11 protein-coding genes, 1 riboswitch and 1 other annotated feature are annotated in these 15,591 nt (G+C 43.4%); of the genes, 5 read left to right on the forward strand and 6 right to left on the reverse strand.

The window, feature by feature from the left end; translation table 11 throughout:
- Positions 1-94: 94 nt before the first annotated feature.
- From NYE65_RS09510 to NYE65_RS09525, 4 genes are all read right to left on the reverse strand, one after another.
- Positions 95-3,262, reverse strand: a complete 3,168-nt coding sequence (locus tag NYE65_RS09510; RefSeq protein ID WP_340860758.1) for an Ig-like domain-containing protein — start codon at positions 3,260-3,262, stop codon at positions 95-97.
- Positions 3,263-3,597: 335 nt separating this feature from the next.
- The gene (gene leuS / locus NYE65_RS09515; RefSeq protein WP_057279170.1) at positions 3,598-6,012 is read right to left on the reverse strand and encodes a leucine--tRNA ligase; all 2,415 of its coding nucleotides are present in this window, start codon (positions 6,010-6,012) and stop codon (positions 3,598-3,600) included.
- Positions 6,013-6,065: 53 nt separating this feature from the next.
- Positions 6,066-6,296: a binding site (T-box leader), on the reverse strand.
- A 153-nt stretch (positions 6,297-6,449) separates the two neighbouring features.
- Positions 6,450-6,713 (reverse strand): DUF2524 family protein, encoded by a 264-nt coding sequence (locus tag NYE65_RS09520; RefSeq protein WP_034310579.1) that lies wholly within the window; start codon positions 6,711-6,713, stop codon positions 6,450-6,452.
- 95 nt (positions 6,714-6,808) lie between these two features.
- Positions 6,809-7,315, reverse strand: a complete 507-nt coding sequence (locus NYE65_RS09525) for an SMI1/KNR4 family protein (protein ID WP_052137365.1) — start codon at positions 7,313-7,315, stop codon at positions 6,809-6,811.
- Positions 7,316-7,483: 168 nt separating this feature from the next.
- On the opposite strand from NYE65_RS09525, the gene NYE65_RS09530 reads away from it, so the two are divergent.
- From NYE65_RS09530 to NYE65_RS09540, 3 genes are all read left to right on the forward strand, one after another.
- Complete coding sequence (locus tag NYE65_RS09530) at positions 7,484-8,443, forward strand: TIGR01212 family radical SAM protein (protein WP_328175672.1); 960 nt, start codon at positions 7,484-7,486, stop codon at positions 8,441-8,443.
- Positions 8,440-9,012 (forward strand): class I SAM-dependent methyltransferase, encoded by a 573-nt coding sequence (locus NYE65_RS09535; protein ID WP_328133978.1) that lies wholly within the window; start codon positions 8,440-8,442, stop codon positions 9,010-9,012. Before NYE65_RS09530 ends, NYE65_RS09535 begins: the two co-directional genes overlap by 4 nt.
- Before the next feature lie 135 nt (positions 9,013-9,147).
- Entirely contained in the window at positions 9,148-9,543 is a 396-nt protein-coding gene (locus NYE65_RS09540; protein ID WP_340860767.1) for a hypothetical protein, read from the forward strand.
- 62 nt (positions 9,544-9,605) lie between these two features.
- On the opposite strand, the gene NYE65_RS09545 is transcribed toward NYE65_RS09540, so the two are convergent.
- Positions 9,606-10,409 carry an alpha/beta hydrolase gene (locus NYE65_RS09545; protein WP_134783835.1) on the reverse strand — a complete coding sequence of 268 codons (804 nt, stop codon included), beginning with the start codon at positions 10,407-10,409 and terminating at the stop codon, positions 9,606-9,608.
- Between the two features lie 210 nt (positions 10,410-10,619).
- Between NYE65_RS09545 and NYE65_RS09550 the strand changes: the two genes are divergently transcribed.
- A complete protein-coding gene (locus NYE65_RS09550; RefSeq protein WP_053537396.1) occupies positions 10,620-11,138 on the forward strand; it encodes a gamma carbonic anhydrase in 519 nt (172 codons plus the stop codon).
- A gap of 475 nt (positions 11,139-11,613) precedes the next feature.
- Here NYE65_RS09550 and metK read toward each other — a convergent pair whose 3' ends face one another.
- Positions 11,614-12,807 (reverse strand): methionine adenosyltransferase, encoded by a 1,194-nt coding sequence (gene metK / locus NYE65_RS09555; protein ID WP_048686467.1) that lies wholly within the window; start codon positions 12,805-12,807, stop codon positions 11,614-11,616.
- A 163-nt stretch (positions 12,808-12,970) separates the two neighbouring features.
- Positions 12,971-13,133: riboswitch (SAM riboswitch) on the reverse strand.
- Positions 13,134-13,562: 429 nt separating this feature from the next.
- Here metK and pckA point away from each other — a divergent pair.
- Positions 13,563-15,149 carry a phosphoenolpyruvate carboxykinase (ATP) gene (gene pckA, locus NYE65_RS09560; protein WP_239859612.1) on the forward strand — a complete coding sequence of 529 codons (1,587 nt, stop codon included), beginning with the start codon at positions 13,563-13,565 and terminating at the stop codon, positions 15,147-15,149.
- Positions 15,150-15,591: the final 442 nt, after the last annotated feature.

The raw sequence follows: 15,591 nt of genomic DNA on the forward strand, positions 1-15,591 counted from the left end.
TCATGACAAAAACACCGCATATCATCGAGCGGTGTTTTCATTCGTTTTCTCACAAAAAAAGCCGTTTAACATGTAAGTTAAACGGCCTTCACTGCTATTTAGATTTTTTCACTGTTACTTTTGTTGCTTTTCCTATATTGCCCGCTTTGTCTTTTGCTGAGACATATAATGCGGACCCTGCTTTTTTCTTGCTGATTTTGACGGAGAAGTTCCCCTTACTATCAGCTTTTGCCGTTCCGATGTTTTTATTGCTGTGCTTCACGGTAACGGTTGAACCGATTTCCGCTTTACCTGTTACTTTTGTTGCTTTGTCGTTTACTTCATTCACCTTTGGTGCTCCTGGAGCCGTTTTATCTTTAACGATTACTTTTGCAGCTTTTCCTGTATTGCCCGCTTTGTCTTTTGCTGAGACGTATAATGCGGACCCTGCTTTTTTCTTGCTGATTTTGATGGAGAAGTTCCCCTTACTATCAGCTTTTGCCGTTCCGATGTTTTTATTGCTGTACTTCACGGTAACGGTTGAACCGATTTCCGCTTTACCAGTTACTTTTGTTGCTTTATCGCTTACTTCATTCACTTTCGGTGCATCCGGGGCTGTTTTATCGAGAACCGTCACGGTTGCCGCCTTGCTTTCACGTTTCGCTAAGTCTGTAGCCGTGACTGAAAGTTTAGTTCCGGCCTTTTGCTTGCTGATTTTCACTTTAAAATTTCCTTTGCTGTCCGTGTTACCTGAACCAATCACTTTTTTGGCACTATTTTTGATCGAGATTTTCATGTCCGCTTGCGATTGACCCGTTACATACGTATCTTTGTCACTTAAAGCTTTGACAGTTGGCTTGTTAGGGGTTGCACCCTTATTCACGAATACTTTGATTGAAGATACTGCTAGTTTGGAAGAATCAGAGATATTCACAGTAAGCAGCTGCGCAGCTTTTTGGACCGGAATCGTAACGCTGAACGTTCCGTTGGCTGACGCCGTTCCTTTACCAAGCGTTTTGCTTCCGCTTTTCACTTCGATCACTGACCCTTTTTTAGCTGAACCAGTCAGTTTTGTTTGCGTATCCATCACAAGATTGACTTTAGCATTCAGGTCCACTGCACTAAGTGCACTGTACGCATTCAATCTTCCGTATCCAGAGACTAAATCTTTTCCGACAGGAAGTTCTTCTTCCGGTATGATGATTTCCCCATCTTCCGGTACATAGTCCTCATAAGGGTCTACATTATCTTCTTCTTCAAAAGCGACATATTCCGATGTCTCATGAAGGATTTCCCTTACTTCATTCACTTTCAACCCAGGGTTTCCGGATAATAATAAGGCTGTGGCTGCCGCAACATGGGGAGCTGCCATTGATGTACCATCCATGTAGGTAACATTCCCGTTAGGCACAAGGCTTGGGATGGCTGTCCCTGGTGCGACCATGTCCAACTTCGATCCATAATTGGAATAATCGGATACTAAATCAAGGGCATTGGTTGCACCGACGGATATGGCGTATTTTGATGATGCAGGATAAGAAAGACCTTCCATCCCATCATTACCGCTTGCTACGACAACCATTACATTCTTGGCAGCGGCATGTTTCAAGGCATATTCAATCGTCCTGCTATATTCTCCGCCCAAGCTAAGGTTTATGACCTTTGCACCATGATCCACGGCATATTTAATGCCTAGTGCAATTTTCTCATTGTCTCCAAATCCTGAAGAGTCCAAGACCTTCACAGGCATGATTTTAGCTGCCGGATTGATTCCTTGCATGGAATAACCGTTATCTGCTTTGGCAGCGATGATTCCGGATACATGTGTACCATGTCCATTGTCATCGATTGCTTTTTCTTTCTTATCGATGAAATTCTTACCTGACTCCATTTCAACGACACTCTGTAGATCCGCAAGTGAATCATCGACACCTGTGTCGATAACCGCTACCAACGTATCTTTTAAATTGCGTTTCTTGATAAGGTTCTGCAGTTTTTCGTTATCGATGTCCGCTCCCTTTACGCCTTCTTCCCCGCCGGCGTTATTCAAAGACCATTGATACGGTGATTGAATGTCGGAAGAAAGTGCTTTGTACGTTTTTACCGCTTCGATATATTCCACTTCTGGAAGTTTTTCGATACCGGATAGAGCTGCTGTGCTCATTTTAGCTTGGTTCTTTAACTCGACGACATACATATCATCATACAGAACCTCTTGTTGCTTAGGTGCCGATAATGTTCCATATCCTTTTCCGCTTATCTTGGATTGGACAGCGCTTAATGACTTCCCAGGTTTAAGTTTGACGATATATTTGTTCTTTACATTTTTCGAAGCAGGAAGTTCGACTCCCGCTTTGCTTGCGATATCAACGATCCTCTCACCTGCAAGCTTATCAAGATTGATTTTCTTTGCAATGGCGTCCATATCCTTTTTCAATCCGGCCGGAGCAACGTCTGCCGACTTTTTGAATAAGGCCTTGATCGCTTCTTGCTGCTTGTTGCTAATGACTGCCGTACTGCTTGCTCCATTTTCATTAAGATCCTCAATAAGCGGCTTAATCTCGACTAAGTGTTTATAAACGGCTTCCCTTGCCGTTTTATTACCAGCCAGGTGAAGGGCCAGGAATGGCGAAGCTTTATAGTATAAAGAGGAAAGGGTACGTCCCTCAGACGACTTCGTGAGAACTTCATCTCTAAACACGCGGAGTGTTTTTAACATGGATTCTCCCGTTTTCTTATCGTTTACACTCACTTCAACCGGGCAAGATTCAAGCTCCTCCCCTTCGTCCCCGGCAGATGGCGGCAATGTTACTGAATGCGCATTGATGGAGTATTCAGCTACATTTTCCGCATCCGGAATGAGATTTCCCTCATCATCCGTATCGCCGAAATATTCAACTTTAACATAATATGTGCCTTTCCATGCATATGGGAAATCGACTACAGCTTTTTCATCAGGATAAGCAGAGACAATATAATTGCTCTCATCTTTTTCTGCTTTTTCTTTATCTTGATATACGGAGATATTCAAGATTTTGTCCGAATTGACTTCGAACTCAATATGGGAGAACTTTTGTACTTCTTCTGTTGTGGGACTGATTTGGTACCATTGAACATCCGGTTTTTCAAACTTTCCGTCCAGAGTGTCCCCATTTTTAATCGTTTTTACATTTTCAATGGGTGCTGCAGCTGCTGCTTGAGAATTCAGTGGAACCATCAAGCTGAAAATCAGTGCAAAAATTAGTGCAAACGCCGTAATTCGACTCACATTCTTAAATTTCACGGTTTTCCCTCCAATAATTGGTTAAAAATATAGTACTATACCAAACTATCACACTGTAAAATTTTATCAACCAATTTTTTCCCTTTTTTATGTCAAATGCTTGATTTATTTGGCCAAAGAGCTGAAAAATGATTCGCATGAACCAATTAGGCAAGTTATTTACATTCCGATTTCCTCTCATGACGATTGTAGATGTCCATTTGGCAGATTGATCGCTAATAGAGTTAAATCGGTGAGTATCCTAACATGACATTTTTCCTATAATCAGCCAATGCCACGAAAAAAAAGCTGTCCCCGCAGTAATAATATGCGGGACAGCTTCCAATCATTTTTATTTAGTTTGCGACGATATTGACTAATTTGCCTGGTACGGCAATCACTTTACGAATGGTTTTCCCATCGATTTGTTCTTTGATGGAATCATCACCCATCGCGATTTCTTCCAGTTTTTCTCTCGTAGTGTCAGTCGGCACCATTAATTTCGCTTTGACTTTTCCGTTGATTTGGATGACGATTTCGACTTCGTTATCCACTAACTTCGCTTCGTCGAAAGCCGGCCATGTTCCGTACGTGATGCTCTCGGAATGGCCCAGTTTAGACCAAAGCTCCTCGGCGATATGCGGTGCAACTGGTGCAAGCAGCTTTACGAAGCCTTCGATATACACCTTAGGAAGCGAATCCGCTTTATAAGCATCATTAATGAATACCATCAATTGTGATATCGCCGTATTGAATTTCAATTCCTCATAGTTCTCGGTCACTTTTTTAACCGTTTGATGATAGACTTTTTCGAGCTTGCCCGTGTCATCCGTCTCTGTCATCTTATCTGTGATCGTCCCGTCATCGTTGACTAATAAACGCCAGATACGGTCAAGGAATCTGCGGGAACCGTCCAATCCGTTTGTGGACCAGGCAATCGAAGCATCCAATGGCCCCATGAACATTTCGTACATGCGAAGTGTATCGGCACCATGGCTTTCCACGATATCATCCGGGTTCACGACGTTCCCTTTGGATTTACTCATTTTTTCATTATTCTCACCAAGGATCATTCCTTGGTTAAATAGGTTCTGGAACGGTTCCTTCGTTGGCACGACACCGATATCGTACAGGAACTTATGCCAGAAACGAGCGTAAAGCAAGTGAAGCACCGCATGCTCAGCGCCGCCAATATAAATGTCGACCGGCATCCATTCTTTTAATTTTTCAGGATCGGCAAGTGCTTCTTTGTTATCCGGATCGATATAACGAAGGAAGTACCAGCTGCTTCCTGCCCACTGCGGCATCGTATTCGTCTCACGACGTCCTTTTCGTCCGTTTTCATCCGTTACATTCACCCATTCCGATATGTTCGCAAGTGGTGATTCGCCTGTCCCCGAGGGCTTGATGTCCGTAGTTTTCGGTAAAATCAATGGAAGTTCTTCTTCCTTCACTGGCGACATCGTGCCGTCTTCCCAATGGATGATTGGAATCGGTTCACCCCAGTAACGCTGACGGCTGAATAACCAGTCGCGAAGGCGGTATGTTATTTTCTTCGTGCCGATTTCTTTTTCTTCCAGCCATTTGATCATGGTCGAAATGGCATCTTCCTTATTCAACCCATCAAGGAATTCCGAATTCACATGAAGTCCATCGCCTGTATATGCTTCACTTGTCACGTCTCCGCCAGCTACGACTTCCTTGATCGGCAAGTCGAACTTTACTGCGAACTCATAATCTCGCTCATCATGGGCAGGAACGGCCATGATTGCTCCTGTTCCGTAGCTGATCAACACATAATCGGCAATCCAGATCGGCATTTTTTCGCCGTTTACCGGGTTAATCGCATAAGCCCCCGTGAACACTCCTGATTTATCCTTTGCCAAGTCTGTTCTTTCCAAGTCGCTTTTATGTTTCACTTCATCCAAATAGGCTTCAACTGCCGCACTTTGATCAGCTGTCGTAATTTTATCGACAAACGGATGTTCAGGTGCCAATACGGCATATGTTGCACCGAATAACGTATCCGGACGAGTCGTGAACACCGTGAATGTTTCATCAAAGCCATCGATATTGAATGTAACCTCTGCTCCCTCGGAACGGCCAATCCAGTTACGCTGCATATCCTTGATGTTTTCCGGCCAATCCACATCATTTAGATCGTCGATTAAACGGTCAGCATACGCCGTGATACGAAGCATCCACTGTTTCATTGGGCGGCGCTCAACAGGATGGCCTCCACGCTCACTTTTCCCATCGATGACTTCTTCATTCGCCAATACCGTGCCAAGTGCCGGACACCAGTTAACGGCCACTTCATCAATATAGGCAAGGCCCTTTTCATATAATTTCAAGAAAATCCATTGCGTCCATTTGTAATAGTCGGGATCTGTCGTGTTTATTTCACGATCCCAGTCATAAGAAAATCCAAGGGCTTTGATTTGGCGGCGGAACGTGTTGATGTTGTGCTCCGTGAATTCAGCTGGATCATTTCCCGTATCGATCGCATATTGTTCTGCCGGAAGTCCAAAGGCGTCCCACCCGATCGGATGCAATACATTATACCCCTGTGCCCGTTTCATCCGTGCCAGGATGTCGCTTGCCGTATAACCTTCCGGGTGCCCCACATGAAGACCGGCCCCTGAAGGATATGGGAACATATCCAGCGCGTAGAATTTGCGTTTGCCGCTATCTTCACCCGTTTTGAATGTCTTATTGCCTTCCCAATACTTTTGCCATTTCGTTTCTATGCTTCTATGGTCAAAACTCATATGATTTCCTCCTAATTTCCGTTTAAAAAACAATAAAAAACCCCTCATCCCAAAATAGGGACGAGAGGATTATGTATATCTTCCCGCGGTACCACCCACATTGGCGATAGCTAAAATCCGCCCAGCTTAAAACATCCGTAACATGGATTAAAACGCCAGGCATTACTTATTAATTCACACCCGGGACTCCAAGGCGAGTTCGCGACCGTCCCAGGTTGACTTGCACCACCCGTCAACTCTCTTTACTGGTTTAAACCGCTACTATTCCTCATCATAGTCTTTATGAGAATATTGATTTTATTTCATTCTAGTCAATTTCACCGATAATTGCAATAGCCGTACATAAACATTATCGACAGGTTTTTCATTATATATGCGAATTCAGGAAAATTCGTGCAAAAAAGGGAGCTATTCATTCATAGCTCCCCTGCTTCCATTTAATGTCGCAGTAAAATCATTTCATTCCTCAATTCGTTCAACTGCTGCTTCATCCGCGAAAGCATTTCCCGTTGCTGGTCATTCGAACTGGCATACAATCGTTCCATATCCGTCAAAGCCTCTTCGATATACCTTTGCGAATTTTGAAATTGTTCATCATCATAATGCTCCTGCCGTGAGGCCTCGTTAAATTCGAACTCTGCAAAATGGAGAGCCCCTTCACATTGCTCTAAAAAATGATCGACGGATTGTCTGGTTGCCATTTCAAACCCTCTCCTTCGCGTCTCATTTGGATGATTCGGAATCATCTTTTCTAGTTTGAGCAAATAACGGGAGGATTATCATTTTTTTTGAGCAATCAACCCTTATCCCAAAACTTCTCACCTTGATGGGAAATGAACTGCTCGATCCATTCGGCAAAGCCCATATGGAGCTTCTCGCCTTCTTCAAAATCATCGATATGGCCTTTTACCATTAAATACTCCTTATCGCCTTTGGCGACGGCTTCCCCATCGATCACGATATTATCTTGATAAATGCAGGCCACTTTATAGCATCCCTCGTAGGAATTTTCATATGTGTAATTAATAATATCATCCAAGCTGTATAAATCGTTTTCCCCGCCTGATTCCACATTATCGAACAGACGGCATCCATTGGTTATTTTTAAAAACTCCTTATAATCCTCAGGCAGAAGCAGTCCGGTTTTCTTTTCAAAGGAATGAATTTGTTCATCCGAAGCAGGTGAATTGAAGGTGCAAGTGGCTTTGTATGTGAACCCATCTTCATTTACTTCGATCACCTGATTATTTTCGGCTAATTTCTTTTTCATTTGTTTGATCGCTTCTTCAACTTGACCGGTCATGTCCATCAGCTCCCGATTGGATATAGTCATTCAAAGATAAAATGGAAATAGCAGCAAAATATTTAGCCTTCAAGTATACAGTATACGCTTTTTTTCCAAAAAAAGACCTAGCTACGAGAATGTTGTATAATATATGGTGCGCTTTATTTTATTTAGGAGGTTGCTGATTTGAATCAAGCAAACCCGTTTATATATGCAACGGACAACAAACGATATCATACATGGAATTACCACCTGAGAGAAAATTTTGGACATAAGGTCTTTAAAGTTGCCTTGGATGGCGGTTTTGACTGTCCCAACCGTGATGGCACCGTCGCACATGGCGGCTGTACCTTCTGCAGTGCCTCAGGCTCTGGTGACTTCGCTGGCAGCAGGGTTGAACCCTTGGACGTCCAGTTTAAGAAAATCAGCGAACGGATGCACCATAAATGGAAAGATGGAAAATATATGGCCTATTTCCAGGCATTCACGAATACGCATGCACCCGTGGCAGAGCTTCGCGAGAAATATGAAAGTGTATTGACCCAGGAAGGTGTCGTCGGACTCTCCATCGCGACACGCCCGGATTGCCTTCCAGATGATGTAGTCGAGTATTTAGCGGAATTGAACGAACGCACTTACCTTTGGGTCGAGCTGGGTCTCCAGACGGTCCATGAAAAGACCGCAACGATGATCAACCGCGCCCATGACTTCGATTGCTACAAAGAAGGTGTCGATAAACTGCGCAAGCACGGCATCCGCGTCTGCTCCCATATCATCAATGGCCTGCCTCAGGAAGATTACGGCATGATGATGGAAACAGCCCGTGAAGTCGCCAAACTCGATGTGCAGGGGATAAAGATCCATTTACTTCATCTATTGAAAGGGACACCGATGGTCAAGCAATATGAAAAAGGCCTGCTCGAGTTTCTTGACCGTGACGATTATGTCAGCCTTGTATGTGACCAGCTGGAAATAATCCCTCCAGAAATGATCGTTCACCGCATTACGGGTGACGGTCCGATCGATTTGATGATCGGTCCAATGTGGAGCGTCAATAAATGGGATGTCCTGAATGCCATTGACGCCGAACTGAAACGCCGCAACAGCTGGCAGGGGAAAAATCATCACATGGAGGTACAATCATGAAGCTAGATCGAATTTTGCCTTTCGCCAGGATTCTGCTGGAAAAAGCGGTCCGCCCCGGGGATATAACCATAGATGGCACGATGGGCAACGGCTTTGATACCGTCTTTCTTGCAGGACTTACAGGTACAGACGGACATGTCTATAGTTTTGATATTCAAAAAGAAGCGATCGAAACCACAACGGCAAAACTGAACGCCGAGAATTTACAAGAGCACTGCACCCTCATTCACGATGGGCATGAACATTTAAGCAAATATATCAGGAAAGAACATTCCGGAAAGGTCACAGGCGCCATCTTCAACCTGGGCTACCTACCTGGCGGAGACAAATCAATCATCACCCAAGCCGAGACGACGATATCAGCCATTGAACAGCTATTCGAATTGCTGGCGCCTGAAGGCATCATCATCCTCGTCATATACCATGGTCATCCAGGGGGATCGGCAGAACGGGATGCATTGATGGATTATGTAGAGAACTTCCCTCAACAGAAAGCCCATATCCTGAGATACGGTTTCATCAACCAAGCAAACAATCCGCCATTCATTGTCGCGATTGAAAAGAGATGATCACTTGACACCGTTCTATTCGAACGGTGTCTTTTCAATCCCAGCTCGCAGGCAGCAGAATTACCAATCATAACTTTTTGAATTTTTAGTCTATAATGATTATAATGAAAGAAAATAGATAAGAGGGTGCAGAAAATGGAACATTTGCCTACTTCATTACTGACGGATATATTGACTGAAAAAATCAAACGGGATTCAAGCGAGCACTACGGGGATTTTGTCAGCTCGCTCAACTCGTTGACAGAAGAAAAAAAAACCATGGAGGACCTCAAACAATTTAACCATCATTTTGATAAATTCCTGCCACAGCTCGATTTAATGATTTCCACCCAAAACCATGAAGCGATCATGAATATGAAAGCGACGCTTTTGGACCTATTTGCCAATGACTTGACCTTCAAATCCATTTATCTCCTATCCACTGCATTATCCAATAAAAAGGAACTAACACATTTGAACCAATTCATGTACCCGGTTACTTTCTGGGCACCGGTCATCAAGTCGAACGAATTGCTTAAAAACGCAGGCTGATCCAAAAAAACTGCCGAAGTCTAACTTCGGCAGTTTTTCATTTATCTTGAAGTATGTACGGATCAAACGACATACCCTAATATCTTTAAACGGTTTTCAACAAAACTCAGCGCATATTGAAATACATCATCACGCTCTGGTTCGTTGAAGATTTCATGATAAAGCTTCGGCCATTCCTTATATTGCTTTTCACTGGCCAAATTATAATTGAACCACTCACGAACCGCCTTCTTGTTCACGATCCGGTCATCTCCGCCCTGCATGACCAAAAGCGGCACATCCTGAAATTCAGGAATCTCTTCAAAAGCATCCTTCATAGCCTGTGCAAGCTCACGATACCAGCGAACCGAAACCCTTGTGATATATAATGTATCGTTTCTATCGGATTCACGGATTTCCGCACTTCTCGTCGCCATTTCAGGTGTCAATCCGGAATCCACCCTGAACTGAGGCATAACGATGTTCAAACCATGCGAGAGCATTGTAAGGAACTTCCGCGGCTTCGTCACGAGGCCCAAGCAAGGAGAAGAAAGAATCACTCCTGCAATGTCCCATTCCTCTTCCTGAAGAAGGCGTATCGAAATCAAACCGCCCATGCTGTGTCCAAGTAAAAAGACCGGCAACGAATATTCGTAAGCCTCTTCTATCCAGCTTTTCACTTCGTCCAAATACTCATCAAAGGAATCGATATGTCCCCGGTAGGCGCGAGTAGTCATACCCTGCCCAGGAAGGTCGCCCATGACGACATGGTATCCAGCTGAAAGCCACATTTGTGTTACCCACTTATAACGTCCGTGATGTTCCATTGCCCCATGAATGATGACAATGACGCCCTTTGCGTCTCCTTCTGTCTCCCATTTCCACATTCGAAATCCCCCTTTCACTTTTCACTTGTTGTGTACGATCCATGATAGTTGAAATAATATATATAAATTATAACCATATTCGTGATTTTCGACAAAAAAGAAATCTAACAAGTTGTACATTGCTATTATAAATAGCCAAGTGTATTTGCATACGGTATATTAAAATAATACATAAAAACATTCTCTTCGGAAAGGAAATGATTGAAAATGATTATTTATCCGTATAAAGGCAAAGAACCTGAAATTGCTGAAAGCGCTTATATTGCTGAAAATGCTGTCGTCACAGGTGATGTCAAAATTGGCGACGAAACATCAATCTGGTTCAATTCCGTCATTCGCGGTGATGTATCCCCAACCATCATCGGAAAAAAAGTCAGTATACAGGATAACAGCATCCTGCACCAAAGCCCAAATAATCCATTGATCATTGAGGATGAAGTAACCATTGGCCATCAGGTCATATTACATAGCTGTAAAATCCGCAAAGGAGCTTTAATCGGCATGGGATCGATCGTACTTGATGAAGCCGAAATCGGCGAAGGGGCTTTCATCGGTGCCGGCAGTCTCGTTCCCCAAGGCAAAGTCATTCCACCGAACATGTTGGCATTCGGACGTCCAGCTAAAGTCATCCGCGAAATCAACGAAGAAGATCGTCAGGATATGGAACGCATCGTACGCGAATACGCCGAAAAAGGCCAATACTATAAAACCGCGGAACGAATAAAGTAACGCACGAGCACTTGACTGAAAATTACGAGTATTCGCTTCTAATTCACGAGTAAACGCTCATTATTCATGAGTATCGCACTAACTAACGAGTAAAACGCTGAAACTCACGAGTATTTGCACCAATTTCACGAGTAAATCGCTTTAATTCACGAGTATTTGCACCAATTTCACGAGTAAATCGCTTTAATTCACGAGTATTTGCTCCTAATTCACGAGTAAACGCTCATTATTCATGAGTATCGCACCAACTTACGAGTAATTCGCTCTAATTCACGAGTATTTGCACCAATTTCACGAGTAAATCGCTGAAACTCACGAGTATTTGCTCCTAATTCACGAATAAACGCTCATTATTCATGAGTAAGGCCCTTAAAGTTGAATTTCTTTGGGATTTCTTGAATTATTCCCGCAGACGGCTAAGTTAATCCATAAAAAAGGTGCCCCGCAAATAACGGGACACCTTTTTTTATATGAATTACGCTTGTGCTTTTAATGTTTCTGCTTTGTCCGTGCGTTCCCATGGAAGATCAACATCTGTACGGCCGAAGTGTCCGTATGCAGCTGTTTGTTTGTAGATTGGGCGACGAAGGTCAAGCATTTTGATGATACCAGCTGGACGAAGGTCGAAGTTTGCGCGAACTAGGTCAACAAGGACTTCTTCGCTAACTGTACCAGTTCCGAACGTATCAATGGAGATCGATACAGGCTCTGCCACACCAATTGCGTATGCCAATTGAACTTCCGCTTTGTCGGCAAGGCCGGCTGCCACGATGTTTTTCGCAACGTAACGTGCAGCGTATGCAGCAGAACGGTCAACTTTAGTAGCATCCTTACCAGAGAATGCACCGCCGCCGTGACGAGCGTATCCGCCGTAAGTATCAACGATGATTTTACGTCCAGTAAGACCAGCATCCCCTTGAGGTCCGCCGATTACGAAACGGCCAGTCGGGTTGATGAAGTACTTAGTATCTGCATCGATCAACTCGGCTGGAACGACAGCTTTGATCACATGTTCTTTTAGATCGGCTTGAATTTGTTCAAGCGTAATTTCTGCATCATGCTGTGTAGAGATGACGATTGTATCTACACGTACAGGACGGTTATTCTCATCATATTCCACGGTTACCTGTGTTTTACCATCAGGGCGTAGGTAAGCAAGAGTTTCATCTTTACGAACTTGAGTCAAGCGGAATGAAAGTTTATGCGCCAATGAAATCGGAAGCGGCATAAGCTCTTCTGTTTCATTACAAGCGAATCCGAACATAAGACCTTGGTCCCCTGCACCGATTGCATCGATTTCTTCATCTGACATATTTCCTTCACGAGCTTCCAATGCTTTATCGACACCAGCTGCGATATCGGCAGACTGCTCATCAATGGAACTCAAAACGGCACAAGTTTCAGCATCGAAACCGTATTTCGCACGTGTATAGCCAATTCCTTTAACCGTATCACGAACGATACGCGGGATATCCACGTAAGCGGACGTTGTAATTTCACCAGCAACAAGTACAAGACCTGTAGTTACACTAGTTTCACACGCAACACGTGCATTTGCATCCTTAGCTAGGATAGCATCTAAAATGGAATCTGAAATCTGATCACAAATTTTGTCCGGATGGCCCTCTGTAACAGATTCAGAAGTAAATAGACGTTTCTTTGACATCATATTTCCTCCTTGGAAGTTAGTATGTTGTAGGCATAAGCCTGATTTTTACGGAACTCGTTTCCCTCATTAGTTTCAACTATAGACACAGAATTACTTATAAAAAACACAAAAACCTTCCCTGGCAAATGAGGAAAGGTTTAAAATTCTGTCTTCTATCCTTTCACTCTTATCGTTCAAGGGTTTTTTACCTTGCTCAGGTTAGCACCATCACCACTATTCCTTGAAGACCTTCGCTTTATTTTCGGCGATCGATCTTGGAGTCAAGTTCAATATGGCAGGTTGCTGGGTTTCAAAGGGCCTGTCCCTCCACCAACTCGGGATAAGAGAATCCGTACAATTTAAGATATTATCGTATCTAGCTGGAATTTGTCAATGCTTTTCTAAAAAGAACATTTCCACCCAGAATGGCGTTCATTTGAAAAAACATGTTGATACAACGTCCTAGAGGGGTTTACAACGCAATATACGAATAGAAATGTTGTAAATTGCCATTAATAATAAAGTATTGAATATCGAAAAGGAACGACATCCAGACTTTCCCTTTAGACATATATTGTTTACTTACTTCCTATTTAAATAAATTTTTCCTCATGAAAGTATATGCAATCATCCTGACTCGGTTCCTGCCGGATTAAAATGATTAATGCGGCTATCTGAAAATAATCACAAATTAAAAGAAATAGTATAGACTAATTAAATGAATGTGTTATACTAATTGTAATCTAAAAACTCAAACAAAGGAAGGTACCTCATATATGAATTCTGTAGATGTTTCTAATGAGTTACACCAATTATTAACAGGAAACAATGTGCAAACTCAACTATCAGTTCCTCAATTGGTCGAAAAAGTACTAAGCAGAAATGAAGGCGTTTTAACATCAACCGGCGCGGTAAAAGCTGAAACTGGCAAATATACTGGTCGTTCACCTAAAGATAAATATATCGTGGAAGAAGCATCAGTTAAAGATAAAATCGATTGGGGTCCCGTGAACCGGCCGATTTCCGAAGATGTGTTCAATAAACTATATAATAAAGTAGTTGACTACCTAAAAGCAAAAGAAGAGATTTTTGTTTTTAAAGGTTTCGCTGGTGCAGACGAATCATCACGTCTTCCCATCCGTGTTGTTAATGAATATGCTTGGCATAACCTTTTCGCCCATACTTTGTTCATCCGTCCAAACGAAGAGGAACTGAGAGGTCACGAAGCTGAATTCACGATCCTTTCTGCACCTAACTTCAAAGCGGACCCCGAAGTGGACGGAACTACATCCGAAACGTTCATCATCGTATCATTTGAACGCCGTACGATCCTGATCGGCGGAACGGAATATGCAGGAGAAATGAAAAAATCGATCTTCTCGATCATGAACTACTTACTTCCAGAGGCTGGAATCCTTCCAATGCATTGCTCTGCCAACGTAGGACGTGAAGGGGACGTCGCTTTATTCTTCGGACTGTCCGGTACAGGCAAAACAACTTTATCAGCAGACACTAGCCGTAAATTGATTGGCGATGATGAGCACGGCTGGTCTTCTAACGGCGTATTCAACATCGAAGGCGGCTGCTATGCAAAAACGATCAACCTTTCACGTGAAAAAGAACCGCAAATTTTCGATGCAATCCGTTTTGGTGCTGTATTGGAAAATGTTGTTGTTGATCCGGATACGCGTGAAGCAAACTATGATGACAGTTCATTGACTGAAAACACTCGTGCTGCTTACCAAATGCAAGCAATCGATAACATCGTGAACCCAAGTATTGCAGGACATCCAAATACAATCATTTTCTTAACGGCTGATGCTTCAGGAGTTCTGCCTCCAATCAGCAAGCTTTCCAAAGAACAGGCAATGTTCCACTTCCTAAGCGGATACACTAGTAAATTGGCTGGTACTGAAAGAGGCGTAACTTCACCGGAAGCTACATTCTCCACTTGCTTCGGTTCACCATTCTTACCGCTTCCAGCTACACGCTATGCTGAGATGCTTGGTGATAAAATTGACGAGCACAATGCAAAGGTATACCTTGTCAACACAGGATGGACTGGCGGTGCATATGGAACTGGAAGCCGTATGAAACTTGCTTACACCCGTGCAATGGTACAAGCGGCGCTTGAAGGTGAATTAGCGAACATCGAAACGATCAAAGATGATATCTTCGGTTTGGATATCCCGCTTCATGTTCCTGGTGTTCCTGATGAAGTGCTTCAACCAATCAAGACTTGGGCAGATCCTGCCGCTTATAAAGAAGCAGCAACAGACCTTGCCGCACAATTCCGTGCAAACTTCAAGAAATTCAAAAGCGTTCCAAGTGAAATCGAAGAACTTGGCGGCCCGACAGCTTAATAAATTGTACACAAAAGGACCAAGCCCGTGCTTGGTCCTTTCAGTTTGTCGGCAAGAAATGTCTTTTCCCAAACCATGATTATGGTTTACTTTATTAAATGGAAAGGGAAATACCTCGTCTACTGTCGAATAAAGCACCAAGTAACCCGAAATACGGCATCTTCGCTCGAATTTACTGCCTTACACCCGAATACACGTCTACCGTCGAATTTACTGCCTTATAGCACGTAATACGGCGGCTGCGCTCGAATTTACTGCCTTGCACCCGAATACACGTCTACCGTCGAATTCACTGCCTTTCAGCTCGAAATACGCCATCTGTGGTCGAATTTACTGCCTTATAGCACGAAATACGGCGGCTGCGCTCGAATCTACTAGCTTACAGCCCGAAATACGGCTCTTTCAGTCGAATTTACTACCTTGTACCCCGAAATACGGCATC

The sequence above is a fragment of the Peribacillus sp. FSL R5-0717 genome (genome assembly GCF_038002945.1).
Classification (GTDB): domain Bacteria; phylum Bacillota; class Bacilli; order Bacillales; family DSM-1321; genus Peribacillus; species Peribacillus frigoritolerans.

Bases quoted from the DNA above. Each gene is read 5' to 3' on its own strand.
- leuS (WP_057279170.1), bottom strand. From the start codon at position 6,012: ATGAGTTTTGACCATAGAAGCATAGAAACGAAATGGCAAAAGTATTGG.
- NYE65_RS09520 (WP_034310579.1), bottom strand. From the start codon at position 6,713: ATGGCAACCAGACAATCCGTCGATCATTTTTTAGAGCAATGTGAAGGG.
- NYE65_RS09545 (WP_134783835.1), bottom strand. From the start codon at position 10,409: ATGTGGAAATGGGAGACAGAAGGAGACGCAAAGGGCGTCATTGTCATC.
- NYE65_RS09525 (WP_052137365.1), bottom strand. From the start codon at position 7,315: ATGACCGGTCAAGTTGAAGAAGCGATCAAACAAATGAAAAAGAAATTA.
- pckA (WP_239859612.1), top strand. From the start codon at position 13,563: ATGAATTCTGTAGATGTTTCTAATGAGTTACACCAATTATTAACAGGA.
- metK (WP_048686467.1), bottom strand. From the start codon at position 12,807: ATGATGTCAAAGAAACGTCTATTTACTTCTGAATCTGTTACAGAGGGC.
- NYE65_RS09535 (WP_328133978.1), top strand. From the start codon at position 8,440: ATGAAGCTAGATCGAATTTTGCCTTTCGCCAGGATTCTGCTGGAAAAA.
- NYE65_RS09540 (WP_340860767.1), top strand. From the start codon at position 9,148: ATGGAACATTTGCCTACTTCATTACTGACGGATATATTGACTGAAAAA.